The 18,035-nt window shown below is 34.6% G+C and carries 14 protein-coding genes; 10 read left to right on the plus strand and 4 right to left on the minus strand.

Annotated elements, in window-relative coordinates:
• The first annotated feature begins 71 nt into the window (after positions 1-71).
• Together ACODST_RS14555 and ACODST_RS14560 are read left to right on the plus strand one after the other, a co-directional pair.
• Positions 72-344, plus strand: a complete 273-nt coding sequence (locus ACODST_RS14555) for a hypothetical protein (RefSeq protein ID WP_488932843.1) — start codon at positions 72-74, stop codon at positions 342-344.
• Between the two features lie 30 nt (positions 345-374).
• Positions 375-1,418, plus strand: coding sequence for an HNH endonuclease domain-containing protein (locus tag ACODST_RS14560; protein WP_488932844.1), 1,044 nt, complete (start codon positions 375-377; stop codon positions 1,416-1,418).
• 73 nt (positions 1,419-1,491) lie between these two features.
• Here the strand turns inward: ACODST_RS14560 and ACODST_RS14565 are convergent, their stop codons facing one another.
• Positions 1,492-1,668: a histone H1 gene (locus ACODST_RS14565; protein ID WP_072974225.1), complete on the minus strand. Its 177-nt coding sequence runs from the start codon at positions 1,666-1,668 to the stop codon at positions 1,492-1,494.
• A gap of 382 nt (positions 1,669-2,050) precedes the next feature.
• Between ACODST_RS14565 and ACODST_RS14570 the strand changes: the two genes are divergently transcribed.
• The 3 genes from ACODST_RS14570 to ACODST_RS14580 all read left to right on the plus strand — a co-directional run bounded on the left by ACODST_RS14570 (position 2,051) and on the right by ACODST_RS14580 (position 4,891).
• Positions 2,051-2,824: a hypothetical protein gene (locus ACODST_RS14570; RefSeq protein ID WP_488932845.1), complete on the plus strand. Its 774-nt coding sequence runs from the start codon at positions 2,051-2,053 to the stop codon at positions 2,822-2,824.
• Between the two features lie 265 nt (positions 2,825-3,089).
• Positions 3,090-3,260, plus strand: coding sequence for a hypothetical protein (locus ACODST_RS14575; protein ID WP_488932846.1), 171 nt, complete (start codon positions 3,090-3,092; stop codon positions 3,258-3,260).
• On the plus strand, positions 3,257-4,891 hold the full coding sequence (locus ACODST_RS14580) for a recombinase family protein (RefSeq protein WP_488932847.1): 1,635 nt from the start codon (positions 3,257-3,259) through the stop codon (positions 4,889-4,891). The genes ACODST_RS14575 and ACODST_RS14580 overlap by 4 nt, the downstream gene beginning before the upstream one ends.
• A gap of 166 nt (positions 4,892-5,057) precedes the next feature.
• Here ACODST_RS14580 and ACODST_RS14585 read toward each other — a convergent pair whose 3' ends face one another.
• The 3 genes from ACODST_RS14585 to mnmE all read right to left on the minus strand — a co-directional run bounded on the left by ACODST_RS14585 (position 5,058) and on the right by mnmE (position 8,393).
• Positions 5,058-6,200: a tyrosine-type recombinase/integrase gene (locus ACODST_RS14585; protein ID WP_488932848.1), complete on the minus strand. Its 1,143-nt coding sequence runs from the start codon at positions 6,198-6,200 to the stop codon at positions 5,058-5,060.
• Positions 6,197-6,760: a helix-turn-helix domain-containing protein gene (locus ACODST_RS14590; protein WP_488932849.1), complete on the minus strand. Its 564-nt coding sequence runs from the start codon at positions 6,758-6,760 to the stop codon at positions 6,197-6,199. The genes ACODST_RS14585 and ACODST_RS14590 overlap by 4 nt, the downstream gene beginning before the upstream one ends.
• Before the next feature lie 232 nt (positions 6,761-6,992).
• The gene (mnmE, locus tag ACODST_RS14595; protein ID WP_488932850.1) at positions 6,993-8,393 is read right to left on the minus strand and encodes a tRNA uridine-5-carboxymethylaminomethyl(34) synthesis GTPase MnmE; all 1,401 of its coding nucleotides are present in this window, start codon (positions 8,391-8,393) and stop codon (positions 6,993-6,995) included.
• Between the two features lie 183 nt (positions 8,394-8,576).
• On the opposite strand from mnmE, the gene ACODST_RS14600 reads away from it, so the two are divergent.
• The 5 genes from ACODST_RS14600 (at position 8,577) to ACODST_RS14620 (ending at position 17,666) form a co-directional block, all read left to right on the plus strand.
• Entirely contained in the window at positions 8,577-9,410 is an 834-nt protein-coding gene (locus tag ACODST_RS14600) for a universal stress protein (protein WP_488932851.1), read from the plus strand.
• A gap of 63 nt (positions 9,411-9,473) precedes the next feature.
• Positions 9,474-11,246 (plus strand): MutS-related protein, encoded by a 1,773-nt coding sequence (locus ACODST_RS14605; protein ID WP_488932852.1) that lies wholly within the window; start codon positions 9,474-9,476, stop codon positions 11,244-11,246.
• Positions 11,247-11,747: 501 nt separating this feature from the next.
• A complete protein-coding gene (locus tag ACODST_RS14610) occupies positions 11,748-12,758 on the plus strand; it encodes a LacI family DNA-binding transcriptional regulator (protein WP_488932853.1) in 1,011 nt (336 codons plus the stop codon).
• A gap of 289 nt (positions 12,759-13,047) precedes the next feature.
• Entirely contained in the window at positions 13,048-16,140 is a 3,093-nt protein-coding gene (locus ACODST_RS14615) for a SusC/RagA family TonB-linked outer membrane protein (protein WP_488932854.1), read from the plus strand.
• Between the two features lie 11 nt (positions 16,141-16,151).
• The gene (locus tag ACODST_RS14620) at positions 16,152-17,666 is read left to right on the plus strand and encodes a SusD/RagB family nutrient-binding outer membrane lipoprotein (RefSeq protein WP_488932855.1); all 1,515 of its coding nucleotides are present in this window, start codon (positions 16,152-16,154) and stop codon (positions 17,664-17,666) included.
• Positions 17,667-18,035 lie beyond the last annotated feature (369 nt).

The raw sequence follows: 18,035 nt of genomic DNA on the forward strand, positions 1-18,035 counted from the left end.
AACAGAATTCTTGGTATGGATATAAAAAAGAGGCGATCAGGAAGAGTATCAGCTTTATTTATAATGCTCGATTGATAAAAAATAGAGTAACCGACAGTAAGCTTCAAGCTTTAATAAATAATTTCACTGAAAAATTAAACGATTTTCACGAATATAGTTCGGTGCATTTGTATGGAGGTGATCATTATTTTATTCCAAACAAAGACAATTTAAAGGAAAATAGGAGTTTAGTTGAACAGGAGACCAAAGAAATGAATCGACTGGCAAAAGAAAGTTTTATTGAACTTGAAAAATTAGTTGAATATGCAAAGATAACTTATATCTATAATTTGTTATTTAGATAATAAGAATAGCTTAAGTTTATATAAAATTCTATGAATCTTCCAATTTCTCAGCATCTTCAAATAGATAAATTATCATCGGTATTTTCAAGTACATCTGCTACTTATAAATTTTATTGGTTTCTAGCAATTCTCGAGTTAGTGGAAATGGATAATTTTTATATCGAGAAAAGAAAAATATTCTCAAGGATGATTAGTAACTCATGGTATACGGTTAATTATTTTCAAGTATCTTTTGGCAAGCAAGATCTTATTCAGGATGCAGTGAGAGCTATTATGAGTATTGAAAATCTTAAGGTAAATGAAAATAAAAATATCATAAATTCTGTTTTAGAAAATACCAAGAAGACCGAAACTGTAAAAATATTAAATCATTTTGATAAAAATGTCCCGCATTGGTTTATTTCATCCTGGTTTTCAGGGGGGCGTAATGAAATATACGCCAATTCTCAAAATTTTGAGCACGGTGCGCTGTATCGTTTGCAAAGAGATTATATAGAAATTAACCCTGTTTGGACTGGCTATTTACAGTCGAATTCAAAAATATTAAAAGACTTCTGTTATTGGAATTTGTCGCTTTTTCTTCAAAAAAGAAATCCAAATGTTCCAGACATTCCAAATAAAATATGCAAGACAGTTACAAGAAATTCATTGATCAAGCAAACAAACGAATATTGGAAATTTGTCTTTAATGAATTAGGAGCAGTAGATTGTATTTTTACTAATAAAAAATTAGTTTTTGATGAGAAAAAATATGCTTTGGACCATTTTGTTCCTCATGCATTTGTTTCTCATGATTTAATTTGGAATTTAATTCCAATCGATAAAAATTTTAATTCATTTAAGAGTAATAGGCTCCCTGTGATAGATAAACATTTTGATAAATTTTATACTCTGCAGAAGACAGCTTTTGAAATAGTTAAAAGTTATAACTCCAAGAATAAATATTTGGAAGAATATCTTAGCATTTTTCCTGAGTTAGATGACAGCGGATGGGATTATTTAAGATTTAAAGAAACCATTCAGCCTTTAATTACTATTGCTAGTAATAATGGTTTCTCATATATGAAAGATTAATGAACATTAATATTATAGTATAAAAAAGCCTTTCAGAATCTGAAAGGCCAATCTAATAAAAGTAAGAATGAATTTATTTTTTTGATTCTTCAATAGAAACTTTTCTAAACTCTTTTAAAAGTTTCTCAATTTCCAAGGTTGATTTACGAGCTCTGGCTCCAGCGGCTTTCACACCTTTTTCAATTAGTGAATCTGATTCTGTTTTAAATGTTTCGATTTCCGCATTGATTTTTGCTACTAAATCTTTCATGTTTTTATATTGTTAAATTGAATATGCAAAAATAGAAGGTTAATTCAATTTTAAAAAATATTCTTCTTGTTTTACCGCTAATTAAATCAATATTTTTCGCACTGGTTAGGTTTTTTTATGCACACGAGAGACCTTGTAGACATGATTTTCTACAATCTTCTTTAGATACAAATTATGTAAAACGTTAATTAAAAACGATTTGTGTATTGTGATTATTAGATTTATTGCTATCTTTGTTTATGCTTGTTGGCAAGCATGCCCGTTCGTGCAAAGATTTGATCAGCCAATAGTTTAATAATGCAAACCTGCCTGCTTATTATCCAAACAAGATTACGAACGCAAAGAAATAGGATAGTGCAGCCGGTGTTAAAAGGAATGTATTATGGAAACTATTGAGTACTTCAAACTGCAAGCAAAAAATCTTTACAAAGATTTTAAAACACAAACCCCTTATTTTGATGCCGATTATGGCCGTGAATTTTATCAATATACGCCCAAGTATTTTGATATAAACGCTCTTGTTCTTGATTTTGATATCGAAGAAGCAAATTTTACACTAATGAAAGCTCAGCATTACATTGCAAATTTGGCTGGATTTAGAAAATGGACCGAAATGCTGGATGCTTCTTCTTCAGCATTGAGACTATCTGAACTACTGTTTAGAAATATGCATAAGATTAGCATTATTGAATGGGATATTTATATCTCAGCACAAGAGCGAGAGAACGGTTTTGCCTTCGATGACGATCTTAAACTGGATATCTTTGAAACAGTTTTTGATCAAGTAGATGGTCATCAATCTGATGGATATGATTATCGATTATCAAAATCTGAAAAAGTATCAGATAAAAATCAAAATGGTAAACCAAAGAAGAGGATGAATAAGACACCTGTACAAATTGTTGCATTACCATTAGCTGGTGAAGACAGATTGGAGTTTATCAGAACGGCTGATTTGGTTTTCGAGAAAGTCTTGGGTAGAGTTGAACCGAAACATCCAGAGTTAGTTAGAAATCTATGGAATGCTGAGGATTATATTGATGACATCCTGTTAAAACCAGAAATGATACCAATTGATCGTGACTATGCACTTTCTCTAATCGATGCTTTTCTGGTTCATCACGTTATTGAACTTGCAGTTGAAACAGATGATTAGTAGAAATTCTTAATTCAAGATTAAAGCTTTTCTAAAAGTGGTCAGTATTTAGTTATACTGACCACTTTTTTTGAATTAGTCTGTAGTAGGAGATACCTTTTTTGTGATCTATTCGAATTGCTTTAAGAGATGAGTTTGTTATTGTACTTAAAGGTAAAAGATTGAAGGAGGAAATAGACTTCCTTTCAATGACAAATCATGATGATCAATAAGGTTTAAACACTTTTAGTTTAAATTGCATTTTGTGGATTTTAAAAAGTGTATTATGGAAAAAGATATAGACTATAGTAATTCAAAGTTAACAGCAGAAAAAGCTTTACAAATGCTTAAATCTGAGGGGTTAGATGTTACTATTGAACAAGCACAGGAAATTTTGTATTTCTTAAGAATAATCGCTAATATCGCCGTGTTGAAACATTTAAATAGAATAAAATGAGCAAGATAGCAGATTTGTATATTCGCGTAAGTACTGACGAGCAGGCAGAAAAAGGTTTCTCACAGCGCAATCAGGAGGAAATGCTGAGAAAATATTGCAGTATAAATCACATACAGATACGTACTGTAATATATGAAGATCATTCGGCTAAGACCTTCAATAGACCTCAATGGAAAAAATTTCTCGCCAATATAAAAAAACATAAAAATAAGATCAATCTTATTCTTTTTATGAAATGGGATAGGTTCAGCCGTAATGCCGGAGACGCTTACCAAATGATTAATCAGTTGAGGAAATTAGGGGTCGAGCCACAAGCTATAGAGCAACCTCTTGATCTAAGTGTTCCAGAGAACAAAATGATGCTGGCATTTTATCTGGCCGCGCCGGAAGTTGAAAATGACCGTCGGGCCTTAAATACTTTTCAAGGACTTAGACGCGGAAAGAAGGAGGGAAGGCATATGGGTATGGCACCCTATGGGTATGCTAATAAGGTTACTGAGGATGGAAAGAAATATATAGCCATTGTGCCTGAGAAAGCAGCAAAACTTATTTGGATATTTGAACAGGTTGCAAGAAATGTCTTCAGTACTGAATCTATTTATCAGATGGCAAAAGATAAAGGTCTTGTGTTGTCTAAGAGCAATTTGTGGGTAATTCTGAGAAATCCGCTTTACTGCGGAAAAATAGTTGTTCCTAAATACAAGGATGAAGAGGAAAAGTGGGTGGCAGGACAGCATGATGCGATTGTAAGCGAGGGATTGTTTTACAGGGTGCAGGATGTTCTTGACAGTAAAGCGCGGACGTACAGACCGAAAATTAAGACTGTTGAGAATTTTCCTTTGCGAGGTTTTTTTCTTTGTCCAAAGTGCGGTCAGAAGTTAACAGGAAGTAAATGCAAAGGGAGAAATAAATATTACTACTATTATCACTGTGATAAAGTTTGCAAATGGAGAATAAACTCAGAAGTAGTCAATAAAATATTTAAGGAACATTTGAATAAATTTAAACCTTTAGCAGAAGTAAAGAAATTATATACTGCAGTTCTGCTTGAAGGTTATAGAGAGCATACCGGAGTAATAGCTGGTGAAAAAAAGAAGTCCCTTGAGCAGATTGCGGTTTATGAAAAGAAATTATCAGTTGCCAGAAATTTATTAGTTACTGAGAAAATCGATGCTGAAGATTATAATCTGATGAAAACTGAATACAATGCAGTTATCAGTAAACTGGAAAAAGACATTGGAAATGTAGAAGACGATAGGGCAAGTATAGAGCATCTAACGACGACAGGATTGGAAAACCTTTTAAAGTTAGGTGAGGCCTTTGATAGTGCGACTTTAGCCGATTGTAGAGAACTAATTGGTTTAATTTTTCCCGAAAATTTCACATTTGAAGAAAAGAAAATCCGCACCACCCGAATCAATGAAATGATCAACTGTATCTATTTGGTAAACAATAGATTACGGGCAAAAAAAAACGGAACAAAAGATGATATTTTTCTTTTGTCCCGAGTAGTGAACTCTACGATACAAATTCCAAACCACCCATTTTTGCAAGATTTGGAAAGACTTTTAGATTTAAAAATATTTAAGAATAAAGTTTTTTATTACAATTGTTTAAGTGTTGCTGCTTAACTTTTTACTTTTAATTGTAAAGAAAGTTACTTAACTGGATAAAATTTAGGGCGTATTAAAAACATTTCTGAAATACAGCATGAAACTGAAGCAAAATTTAATTTGAGGGAATCGTTTAAATAAAAACAAAGACATATCGAATGTCTTTGTTTTTATTTATAGTATTTCATTTTAAACTAATTTTCAGTGACGCTTCCCTTTTCTTCTCGTCAATTATTTTGGTATATATCTGAGTTGTTTTTACACTTTTATGGCCAAGCATTTTGGATATAGTAAAGATATCGGTACCCGAAAAAATCTGTAATGTAGCATAGGTGTGGCGGAAACAGTGAAATGTGATGTGCTTTTTTATATTTGCATCAGCAAGCCATACGGGAAGAACTCTATCTACGTCCCATTTTTTTAGTCCCAAAAAAACTTTTTCATTTTCATTAGTCCTCTCGCCTAGCAATTGGTAAGCTTCTTCCGAAATAGGCATGGTCTGGAGGCCTTCGGTCTTTTTCTGTTTGAACCTTATGTAGTATCCGTCATCTTCAATAAATTCAATTTCTGACCATGTTAATTTTGCTATATCTGAGTACCTAAGTCCTGTCAATGTAGAAAACATAGATATTTTAAATACAATTTGGCTTGAACATGAAGTTTTAAAAAGTCTTTTAGCCTCATTTAAAGTCAGGAAATTCCGCTGCGTTTCAGATTCTTTTATTGAGTCGATCCCAGCGTTAATATCAGTTCTCAATTTTCCCTCTTTATAAGCTTTTTTAAGTGTAGTTTTTAGCTTGTTGTAATAGGAAAGTGCCGTATTGCGGGCTAGAACATTTCCGGTTTCTCTTCTGCTTTTAGCTTTGATAAGATACTCTTTGTAGTCATTTACCAAAGTCACAGTAATATCCTTAAAACATAAATCATTACCTTCAGCAAAATCTAAAAAATGTGCAATTGCACTATTCCAGACTGCGAAATTTTTTCCCTCTTTTCTCTCAGCCAGATCCTTAAAATAATTTATAAACGAACCTTTACCTATTCTCTGTAATTCAAGTTGTTCTTTTTCAAAGGTCGAATACACGTTATGTTTACGGAGTTCATTCTGTCTTTGGATTTGAATCAGTTCAGCCGTATGAAGATTCTCGATGTTTGCAATTTTCTGAATCTGTTTTTTGGGTTTCTCAAAAAGATACAGTTTTAAAAATTCTCGTCTAGTATGTTTGTTAGTTTCAGGGTCCAGTATTGGAGGATAAAAATCCAGATAAAGGGATATTCTGCCATCAGCCAGCACTTTTTTTCTCAATGTTACATTAGTCTTTTTCATTTTTCTCCTGCATTAAATATAATATCAATATCTTTTTTTGCGACGTAATTAAACTTTCCAACAGAATATTTAACTATTCCATGCCTTTGTATAAGCATATACAGGGCACCTGCTGAAATTTTAAATTTCTGCTGTATCTGTGTGATGTTGTAGCATTTGTCCAGCCCTGGAAATTCCTGAACAGGCCGCAACATCCATTCTTCTAAGGGAATAGAGAAAAAGCTGTCCAGATCACATCTTCGAATGATGGTTCTTCTGCCGAATTTTGCGATATCAAGTTCACCCCGCTCAATCAGCCTGTAGATAGTCCTTTTGCTGATACCGAGCAAATTACTGGCCAAATTAACATCGATGAAATCTTTAGCTTTAATTGCTTCTAAATTGACCTTTTTGGCCGATTCTGCCTCCTTGTTGCTTTTATCAATTTTTGACTGCCTAGTCCTTGATTTATAGGCTCTTGAACTGCATTTAAGCGAACAGTAAAGTGTCTTTGTTGTGCGTGCTGTAAACTCATTTTTACAGAAATTGCAGATTCTGGTAATCTCGATTTTTGAACTCATAGAAATGTGACTTTAAGTGTCCCACTGTGACTATGTGTGTCTCTACGTGCCATCATTTGGCCAAAAAAAAATATTATCTGCAGCTCGTTTTTTCGAGGTACAAATGAGGTACAAATTTAATCAAAACATCACCAAATATCCAAAAGAAAACGAAATTAAAAAACGAGTTAAAATATTGTTTGTCAATACTTTAACTCGTTTGTTTGTTTTTGTTTTGTGATATTTTGTCCCTCTATTTCCCGATACAGAAATTAGCAAAAATATTACCCAGCAATTCATCGTTGGTTACCTGACCGGTAATCAATCCAAACTGGTAGAGAGCTTCCCGGATATCCAGTGCAATCAGGTCGCTTGAAAGATTGGTTTCGAGTCCGAATTTTACTTTTTGTATTTCGTCAAGTGCTTTAAGTAAAGAATCATAATGCCTTGTATTGGTAACAATTGTTTCATTATTACGAAGTGCGCCTGTATTTACAAAAGAAAGCAGCTGGTTCTTTAAATCCTCGACACCCAATTTCTCTTTTGCCGAAATCAAAAGGAGTTTCGCATTTAAGTTTTCAAGCTGATTGGCGATATTTAAGACATCTTCTTCAGATAAAAGATCTTTTTTGTTTACTATGATGACTAAAGGTTTTAGCGGATATTTATTCTTAATTTGTTCTATTTCCGAAACAAATTCGGCACTTGAAGCTTTAAACTTTAAACCATCAAACAAGTAAATAACCACCTGTGCCTGTTCAATTTTTTCGAATGTTTTTTTGATCCCGATGCTTTCTACAACATCTTTCGTTTCCCGAATTCCGGCTGTATCGATAAACCTAAAGCCTACACCGCCAATCACCAGTTCGTCTTCAATAGTATCACGGGTAGTTCCGGCTATGTCAGAAACAATAGCACGTTCTTCATTTAACAAAGCATTCAGTAAAGTCGATTTCCCTACATTAGGTTCTCCAACAATCGCCACCGGAATACCGTTTTTAATTACGTTTCCAACAGCAAATGAATCGATAAGGCGTTTCAAAACAAATTCAATACGATTTAGCAATTCATAAAACTGCGTTCTGTCGGCAAATTCCACATCTTCTTCAGCAAAGTCGAGTTCCAGTTCAATTAAAGAAGCAAAATTTAAAAGTTCCTCACGCAGTTTGGCAATTTCATTACTAAATCCGCCGCGCATCTGCTGCATGGCAATCTGGTGAGAAGCTTCATTGTCAGACGAAATCAAATCAGCAACAGCTTCTGCCTGCGATAAATCCAGTTTTCCGTTAAGGAAAGCCCTAAGAGTAAATTCACCTGCGTCTGCCATTCTGCAGCCTTTTCGAAGTAATAACTGTATAATCTGCTGCTGGATATAAGTCGATCCGTGACAGGAAATTTCAATGGTATCTTCACCTGTATAAGAGTTAGGTCCCTTAAAAACAGAAACCAAAACTTCATCCAGTGTTTTCTCATTATCTACAATATGTCCCAAATGCAGGGTATGCGTTTTCTGTTTTGTTAAATCTTTATTTTTAACCGATTTAAAAACCGAACTGCCTATTGAAATGGCCTCGGCCCCTGAAATACGAATAACCGCAATAGCTCCGGCTCCGGACGGAGTAGCCAATGCCACAATAGAATCTTGATTTATCATGGTGCAAAGGTATGAAAAAAGCAGAAAACTCTAAAGTCATAAGTATGAGGATAAACAATGATATTCAGCAATGAAAAGCAGGGCTTATTAAGAAATTATTAACTGTTAAATTCCTGATAATTGTCAGTTTATATTGCATTTAGAATGATTAAATTTGAGTAACAAACCTAAAATCTCAACAAAATGAAAAAGATATTATTCCCTACAGATTTCTCTGAAGCCGCAACAAATGCGTTTGTACACGCTTTAGAATTTGCAAAAAATGTCAAAGCCGAACTCGTTTTACTGCATACTTTTGAGATCCCGGTTTACGACAGTCAGTTTTTCCCTGAAAATTATGCTTCTATATACAGCTCCATTGAGTTAGCAAAATTTGAAATGTTTAAAGATGAGATCCCAAAACTCAGAGCTATTGCGGCAGAACGTAAACTCGACGATATTGTGATAAAACACCGCCTGATGGATGGTGATCTGATATACAATCTTAAAAATGCAGTGGAAGAAGACGAGATCGATTTTGTGATAATGGGAACTACCGGAGTTTCTGACTGGACAAAATTCTTTACCGGATCTAACACCAATTCCGTTATTTCGGAAGTCAATGTACCGGTTTTATGTGTTCCTGTTGATGCGAAGTTTAAAAAAATTAAAACGATCGGGTTTACTACCAGATATCGTGAGAAAGATAAAGCCGTGCTGAGAAAGATTCTTAAAATCGCAAAAAAGACAGAGGCAAAGGTAAAAAGTCTGTATGTAAAAACTTCAGATTCTGATGTTTCAGATCAGGTGATTAAAGAATGGGAAAAAGAATTTGCAGGTGAAAATGTAGAATTTCAGATACTGCCGAGTGATGAAGTAAAGGAAACCATACTCGATTTTATATTGTATAAGGATATCGATATTTTGACTACGATCACGCACAAACGCTCTTTCTTTGAATCTATTTTTGATTCGAGTTTCAGTAAAAAAATCACCAAAGAAGTATCTGTTCCGGTATTGGTTATGCATGAGAATTAACAGTTGCGGATTGGCTTTTTTGAAAGTGTAAAACCTATATTTGTATTTCATTAAAATTATAAAATGGAAGTATATTTACACAAGGTTGAGCAGTATTCAAAAGTTTATACCCAAATCAGCAAAAGATATAACAGCATCAGTCTTCTGAGACTTTTAAGTGTATTTTTCGGTTTGTTCATGTTGTTTTATTACATTAAAACAAATGAAAATTTATACGCAATACTTGCTTTTGTATCTTTTGCTGGTTTTCTTTTTTTGATGAGAATTCATTCTAAACTTTCATTTAAAAGAGAACTTACAAAAGCAATCCTCAAAATAAATGAAGACGAAATCCTGTATTTAAAAAGAGAAAAAACGGATTTTGAAAACGGGATAGAATTTAATGATTTTCATCATCCTTATGCGTACGATTTAGATATTTTTGGAGAGTATTCACTGTTCCAGAATTTAAACAGGACGGCCACTTTTATTGGAAAAAAAACATTGGCCGATACTTTACTGCGCCATTTTTCAAACGAAACTATTCTGGCCAATCAGGAAGCAGTTGCAGAGCTTTCGTCAAAAATTGACTGGCGTCAGGATTTTCAGGCTCTGGCCGCTGTCAGTTATGACAATAAAATCAGTTATGACTCCTTAATTTATTGGACATCATTTAAAAATAACAGTTTACCTAAAGTTTTAGCAGCACTTTCTATTATACTCCCGACAGTGTTTTTGGGCTGCATCGCCGCTTATTTCATCACTTCAAAAGCAATCCTTTTATCATATGCCACTTATGTTTTTATTGGTAATTTAATGGTTTTAGGAAGGTCACTTAAACGAATTCAGTCTGAGATTACCAAGGCAGACAATATTGATAAAACGATTAAACATTACAGTCTGATTGTTGAGAAAATTGAAAACGAAAAGTTTAGTTCCAAACGATTAATCGATTTGCAGGAGCAGCTCAAAGCTAAAAATGCTCCGGCCAGTTCCCATTTAAAACAGCTTTCAGAATTGTTCTCAAGAATGGATACCATCAACAATTTGGTTACCGCTATTGTTCTCAACGGCTCCTTTTTATTTAATCTGCATGTTTTAAAAGCACTTTTAAAATGGAAAGAAGAACATTCCGAAGATCTTGAAAAGTGGATCTGTGTAATTGGCGAATTTGAAGCCTTAAACAGTCTGGCGAATTTAAGTTTTAATAGTCCTGATTTTGTCTTTCCTAAAATCAATTCCGACTATAAAATAGGTTTTAAAAATTTAAGCCATCCGTTATTAAACCCGAAAACCAGAGTAGGAAATGATACTCATTTTTATCCGCAATCGTTCATGATTTTAACGGGATCCAACATGTCAGGAAAAAGTACTTTTTTACGAAGTTTAGGGATTAATATGGTATTATCGGGAATAGGTTCAGTAGTTTGTGCTTCAGAAGCTCATGTACACCCACTTCCAGTATTAGTTTCAATGCGGTTATCCGACTCTCTGGCGGATAGTGAATCGTATTTCTTTGCCGAAATTAAGCGTTTAAAACAGATTATGGATACACTTGCAGAAGGTCCGGCTTTTGTTTTACTGGATGAAATTTTAAGGGGAACCAATTCTGATGATAAACGAAACGGTACCATTGAAGTAGTGAAAAAAGTTATTACTAAAAGAGCAATAGGAGCTATTGCGACACATGATATTGAAGTTTGTTTAACAACTAATGAATATCCGGATGTATTAACCAATCAGTGTTTTGAAGTTGAAATCCAAAATAATGAACTGCATTTCGATTACAAACTCCGCAGCGGAATCTGTAAAAACAGAAGCGCTACTTTTTTAATGCAGAAAATGGGAGTTATTTAGGGATTGTAGATTTTGGATTTTGGAATTTGGATTTTGGAATTTGGAATTTGGGATTTGGAATTTGGGATTTGGAATTTGGGATTTTACAGTAAATAAATTTATAGCAATAAGAAGCCGGAGTAGTGTCAAAATTCTTCCGGCTTTTTTATTAGAAAACAGTATTGTTTTTTTGATGTTCTCATTTATAAGTTTTGCTTTATTTTTTAAAATTTGGAAATAACTCAAAAGAATTTATCAGTGCTATGTTTCTGTTTTTTCAGATTATAAAATTCTTATATACCACATCAAAAACCCATCAGATTGAGGTAAAAACAACAAAATCAATATTAAAAGTCAAAATGACAATAACTAATCAAAATACTGTAATTACTGATTATTATGTTTTATTTTGGCAATAAATTAACGATTTATTAAAAATAAATTTTACTAAAACGTTTTTGTAAGTTTCGTTTGCATATATTTGTGATGTACTAAAATATTCAACAATAATTTACGTAGCAGATGAAAAAGATTACAATTAGAGATATTGCTAAACAGGCAGAGGTGTCTATTTCAACAGTTTCTTTTGTGATCAACGGGAAAGGAGAGAAAATGGCAATTAGTCCGGCAGTAATAAGAAAGGTGCAGGATGTTGCTCAAAAACTTCAATATAAGCCAAGTATGATTGCCAGCAGCTTAAGAACTGGAAAAACCAGATCTATAGGACTTATAGTAGAAGACATATCAAACCAGTTTTTTGCTGACCTGGCCAGGGTAATCGAAGACGAAGCAAAAAACATTAATTACAGAGTTTTTTATTGCAGTACAGGTGATGATAATGAACGTTCAGAAGAATTAGTGCAGAGTCTTTTACAGGCGAATGTTGAAGGATTTATTATTACACCGACCCGAAACCTCGAAAAAACAATCGGAAGTCTTTTAAAAATGCAGAAGCCTGTAGTATTAATTGACAGGTACTTTGCCCATCAGAAAGTGAGTCACGTTTTAATGGACAATTATGAAGGAGCTTATTCAGCTGCAAAATTTTTGATTAGTAAAGGCCGTAAGAATATTGCGGTTGTAAATAATGAGTCAGGAATGATTCAGATGAAACTGAGGGAAAAAGGATATGCCGAAGCTTTAAAAGAGGAAGGAATTTATAATAAAGAGTATACGCTTTATTTAGATTATCATGCCAGCGAACAAAACCGTATCGATGCTATTATACGTTTTTTTAAAGAACGCCCGGAGATAGATGCTGTATTGTTTTTAGCAAATTACCTGGGACTGGCCGGACTGCAGGCTTTTAGAAGTTTAAAGTATAAGATACCGGATGATCTTTCGGTTATCAGTTTTGATGACCATGACAGTTTCAGACTGCATACCCCCACAATTTCGGTAGTGGCGCAGCCAATAGAAGAAATAGCCGTAAAATCAATACAATTGCTGATGGATCAGATGACAAATCTGGATGATTTTAAAATTGAAAAAGTGCTCAAAAAAGGAACACTCATTGTTAGAGAATCAGTTTAAATTATACCTCATATATTATTAAAAATCATGAAAAATGAAAAAAGGGAAAAGCTTTTTTTTTAATCATTTTACTAAATCGTTTTAGTTAACTAAGCTGCTGATTTTAGAATTACATACCATATACATTATTATGAAAAAATAATAGTGTACCGGGATTTCTTTGCCTGATACCATAAGGCTTTTAAAATAAAAAGTTCAATAAATAATCTATTAATAATTTAAAAAGGAAACACTAAAACTAAACATTAAAACAAAAATCAAATCAAACAAATAACCAAAAAAAATGCTTATGAAACGATTATTAGCAGTGTTAGGACTGGTATTGCTGAGCGGCTTAAGTGCTGCAGCGCAAAACCGATTAATAACAGGGATAGTGACGGATGCAGAGAACAAAGGAATTGTGGCCGCATCAGTGGAAGTCCAGGGAAAGCCATTTAGTGCTATTACAGATGCCGAAGGGCGTTTTAGAATGAATGTACCGGAAGGTAAAGTGAGCTTAAACGTATCTTCAATAGGATTTCAGTCCAAATCGATACAAGTTCAGGAAAATGAAACCAGAGTTTCAGTAATATTAGAAGAAACAACACAGGAATTAAAAGATGTGGTAGTTACTTCTTTTGGGGTTAAAAAACAGAAAAAGAGCCTGGGTTATGCCGTTGGGGAATTAAAAGGCGATGACCTTACCAAAAATAAGGAGATTAACTTAGGGAATGCTCTTCAGGGTAAAATTGCGGGGGTAAACGTTTCTGCACCCGTTACAGGTCCTTCTGGTTCCAGCCGTGTGGTAATTCGAGGGGCAACTTCAGCATCGGGACTTAACCAGCCGTTGTATGTTGTAGACGGAATCCCAATCGATAATACCCAGCAGGGAAATGCCGGAATGTGGGGAGGAGCAGATAAAGGTGACGGTATGTCTTCTTTTAATCCGGATGATATTGCTTCGATTTCGGTTTTAAAAGGTAGTGCTGCATCAGCTCTTTACGGATACAGAGGATCAAACGGGGTTATCTTAATTACTACTAAAAAAGGAAAAAACGGAACTGGAATAGGAGTTGATTTTAGTACTAACTCAACATTCAACACACCGGCAAGTCTTTTGAGATGGCAGGATCAGTACGGTGCGGGAGCTCCTAATGCTAGTGGTGCACCTGCCAGATTTACCAACTTACAGGAACTTAGGGATTCGTACTACTTTGCCTGGGGAGATAAATATGACGGAACACCTTCTATAGGTCTTGACGGAAATACCAGACCATATCAGGCTTACGGAAAAGACAATGTTGAGAATTTCTACAGAACAGGATATTCTTTCAGTAACACACTGGCGGTCTCAGGAGGAAATGAAACGACAAACTTCAGATTGTCTTTTGGAAATACCAAAGATGAATCAATTATGCCGGGAACAACTTTTGGCAGAAACAATGTGGCTTTAAGTTTAAATTCTGCGCCTAATAAAAAAATTAACGTAGAAAGTAATGCGCAGTATATTTCCGAAAAAAGCCATAACCGTCCATACTTAAACGATTCACCAAGAAACCCTTCTTTCCCGACTACTTTTATGACACCGGGCACAGATATCAGATGGTTAAGCAATCCGTATGATGCCAATGGAGGAGAAGAAGATTATCTGGGAGCTAACGTATACCATACTAACCCGTATTTTGCTACTAAATCGCCTTTAAACGATGATTTAAGAAAGCGTTTTATTGGTTCAACTAAAGTGACTTATAACATTACAGACAAGATTTATGCAAAGGCTGTGCTTGGAATTGATGATATTAATTATGAATATACTGAAATAGAACCTACCGGAATTAATTACAGCCCTGGAGGATCTTATGAAAACAGAGTGGAAAACCGTTCTGAATTTAATGCAGCAGGGTATGTGGGCTACAAAGGCGATATCGTAAAGAATCTTTCGCTGGATGCTTTTATAGGAGCCAATCGTCAGGACAACCGATACAGCGGTATTAAAATGAAAGGAAATAATTTTATTGTTCCCTTCAAATACTTTTATGCCAATACACAACCGGACAGAACAGAAAAATTATTCTCGAAAATGCAGGTAAACTCTATGTTTTATTCAGCAGATTTAGGGTATAAAGATTTCCTTTATGTAAGTCTTACAGGACGTCAGGATTGGTTCTCGACTTTAAATATCGAAGATAACAGTATATTTTATCCATCTGTAAGTACCAGTTTTATTTACTCTGAAGTTATAAAATTACCGGAATGGATGTCTTATGGTAAAATTAGAGCAGGATGGGGTAATGTTGGAGGAGGATTACAGGAAGCCTATGCTTTACTGTTAACTTATAATACACCAGACGGTCAGACAGATTCGCTTGGACAGCCTATTTTAGGCGTTAATGGTGAAACGGTTCCTAATAAGTTTTTAAAACCGTATAATGTAAGTACTATTGAATTTGGTTTTGAAAATACTTTCTTCAATAACAGAGTGAGTACAGATTTAACATTCTACAGCAAGAAAACAACAAAAGATATTGCTGATGCCGATATTTCTCAGGCATCGGGTTACCGAACAACTAAAATTAATGTGGGTGAAATCCTGAATAAAGGAGTAGAATTTGCCTTAAATGTAAAAGCAGTAAAAACACCAAGTTTCTCATGGAATATTGGGTACAACTTTGCATACAATGATAGTGAAGTAATCAGTCTTTCAGATAAAATCAATACGAAATCATTAGAAGGAAACAGAGACGGAAGAGCTTCTGTAGTCTTAGAAAAAGGACAGCCTTTTGGTGTAATTAAAGCTTATGATTATTTAAGAGATGCCAACGGAAATATTGTTCTGGATACTAATGGCAGATTTCTGAGAGGAGATCTTATTATTGCCGGTCAGGGTGTTGCTCCAACTTCTATGGGACTTTCAAATGACTTTTCATATAAAAACTTTACACTGTCTGTTTTTGTGGATGCTAAGTTTGGAGGCGAAATCTATTCGGCAACGAACCAGTTAGGGACACGTTACGGATTAACAGAAATTACGCTTCCGGGCCGTGAAAACGGAGTACAGGTCAGCGGAACAGATGTAAACGGAAATCCGGTTAACCGTACAGTTTCTGCCTACGATTACTGGAGAAGTTATAGTGATGTTACCTCAAACTTTGTATACGATGCTGATTTTGTGAAACTAAGAGCAATTTCTTTTGCATATAATTTCCCAAAAGCGTTTTTACAAAAAACACCATTTCAATCTGTAAGTTTAGCTTTTTCAGCACATAATTTATGGACGATTTATGACAAGGTTCCTAACATTGATCCGGAGTCTAATTACTCTAACAGCAATGCACAGGGAATGGAAAGAGCTTCTATGCCTTTGACAAGAAACTATGGTTTTGCACTTAATGTCAAATTCTAATATTTAAAAAGATGAAAAACAGATATATCAAAATATTTTGTGTTGCAGCAGTTAGTGCCCTGACATTAGCTTCATGTGATAAAGGATTCGAAGAAATGAACAAGAATCCGAATGCTTTAACAGATCCGGCAGTAAAATCAATGTTTACGCTGGCTGAGATTTATGTTGACGGACAGGATTTTTCTAATACAAGAGGAAACAACTTATACGCTGCCCAGATTGTTCAGCATTTTTCTTCCTTAGGAGGCCCGGGTTCTAAATATACCTACTCTTCTGAATATTCAGCAGCGCTTTTTGGCGAAACTTATGGTAAAGGATTAAACCAGATTTTCCAGTTATTATCCGTAGTGGATAATAATGCAGAAAATTCAAATATGATTCAGGCCTGCAGGATTATGAAAGTTTTTCTTTTCCAAAAACTGACAGATACTTATGGCGAAGTACCTTATTTCGAAGCTGGAAAAGGATATAACGGAAATATTTTTGCTCCTAAGTATGATACGCAGGAAGCCATCTACAATGACCTTCTAAAAGAACTGGATGAAGCCGGTACAGCATTAGATGCGTCAAAACCTTTTGTTGACAACGCCGATTTATATTACCAGAGTGATGTGGCAAGATGGAAAAAACTGGCCAACTCTTTAATGTTGAGAGTAGCGATGCGTTTGTCTAAAGTGAATCCTGCCAAAGCAAAAGAATATGTAGAAAAAGCGTATTCGAAAGGAGTTTTTACTTCCAATGATGACAGTCTGGTTTTAAAACACGATGCTGGTCCGGCCGGGGTAAAAACAAATCCAATTACGTCTTCTTGGGTTAGAAATGATCTGAACGGAGGAGAATCTAATATTAAATTCAGCAAAACATTTATTGATTTACTGAAAAATACAAACGATCCGCGTTTAAGAATTTATGCAAAATTAGAAGCAACAGGAGATAATAATCCGGCGAGTCAGCAGGGGCTTGCTAATGATGCTAAAGAATTTCCGGGAGGAGATAAAAAGCTTTTCTCAGATCCCAATACATCAACAGTATTACGTTTAGATGCACCAACCCTGATTATGTCTTATGCCGAAGTACAATTTATTCTGGCAGAAGCTGCCGTAAAAGGATGGAATGTAGGCGGTTCGGCACAGACCTATTATGAAAACGGAGTAAAGGCAGCGATGAATATCCTGACAATCTTTGGTGATAAAGTACCAGCCGTTACTACAGCTGAATACAATACATATATAACAACTTATCCTTTTAAAGCAGCGGGAACAGAAGCGCAGAAAATCGAACAGATTATTACACAAAAATGGATTGTACTACTCTTCAATGGTTTTGAAGCATTCTCTGAGTACAGAAGAACAGGTTATCCTGCTTTAGTTCCGGTTAATGATCCAACAGGCGAAACACAGGGAACAATTCCAAGAAGATTGATTTACGATCAGTCAGAACTTATTACCAATGCTGCAAATTACAAAGAGGCCATTCAGCGTCAGGGATTAGATCTAATGACCACAAGAATTTGGTGGGATAAATAATTTTTAAATTTGGTTGGTTAGTTAAGATAAGTCGGGTACTGAGCATGCCCGGCTTATTTTTAAATCTCTTTTGTTCCGGAATAAAAAACAAAACAACTTAAAAAAGCTTTTACTGATGAGATAGAAATACCTTTTTTTTCGCAGTGGAAAAACTGATGCTGAAAAAGAAGGGATTATTCTCTGTAAGTTTTTAAGTTTAATTGTTTTAAAAATCAGTGCATAAGCATATTTAAAAACAAAACCAACAAATTAAAGTTCAGGCAGTAGTAAGGAAATGTTTCTGGTTATTTTTTGAGTTAATAACAGGATTTAAATTCTAAAGAGAAGGAACTATTAGTACGTCCTGTTCCTTCTCTGGACTGCCAAATA

The sequence above is a fragment of the Flavobacterium sp. FG19 genome (genome assembly GCF_057809475.1).

Bases quoted from the DNA above. Each gene is read 5' to 3' on its own strand.
- ACODST_RS14560 (WP_488932844.1), top strand. From the start codon at position 375: ATGAATCTTCCAATTTCTCAGCATCTTCAAATAGATAAATTATCATCG.
- ACODST_RS14565 (WP_072974225.1), bottom strand. From the start codon at position 1,668: ATGAAAGATTTAGTAGCAAAAATCAATGCGGAAATCGAAACATTTAAA.
- ACODST_RS14570 (WP_488932845.1), top strand. From the start codon at position 2,051: ATGGAAACTATTGAGTACTTCAAACTGCAAGCAAAAAATCTTTACAAA.
- ACODST_RS14575 (WP_488932846.1), top strand. From the start codon at position 3,090: ATGGAAAAAGATATAGACTATAGTAATTCAAAGTTAACAGCAGAAAAA.
- ACODST_RS14580 (WP_488932847.1), top strand. From the start codon at position 3,257: ATGAGCAAGATAGCAGATTTGTATATTCGCGTAAGTACTGACGAGCAG.
- ACODST_RS14585 (WP_488932848.1), bottom strand. From the start codon at position 6,200: ATGAAAAAGACTAATGTAACATTGAGAAAAAAAGTGCTGGCTGATGGC.
- ACODST_RS14590 (WP_488932849.1), bottom strand. From the start codon at position 6,760: ATGAGTTCAAAAATCGAGATTACCAGAATCTGCAATTTCTGTAAAAAT.
- mnmE (WP_488932850.1), bottom strand. From the start codon at position 8,393: ATGATAAATCAAGATTCTATTGTGGCATTGGCTACTCCGTCCGGAGCC.
- ACODST_RS14600 (WP_488932851.1), top strand. From the start codon at position 8,577: ATGAAAAAGATATTATTCCCTACAGATTTCTCTGAAGCCGCAACAAAT.
- ACODST_RS14605 (WP_488932852.1), top strand. From the start codon at position 9,474: ATGGAAGTATATTTACACAAGGTTGAGCAGTATTCAAAAGTTTATACC.
- ACODST_RS14610 (WP_488932853.1), top strand. From the start codon at position 11,748: ATGAAAAAGATTACAATTAGAGATATTGCTAAACAGGCAGAGGTGTCT.
- ACODST_RS14615 (WP_488932854.1), top strand. From the start codon at position 13,048: ATGAAACGATTATTAGCAGTGTTAGGACTGGTATTGCTGAGCGGCTTA.
- ACODST_RS14620 (WP_488932855.1), top strand. From the start codon at position 16,152: ATGAAAAACAGATATATCAAAATATTTTGTGTTGCAGCAGTTAGTGCC.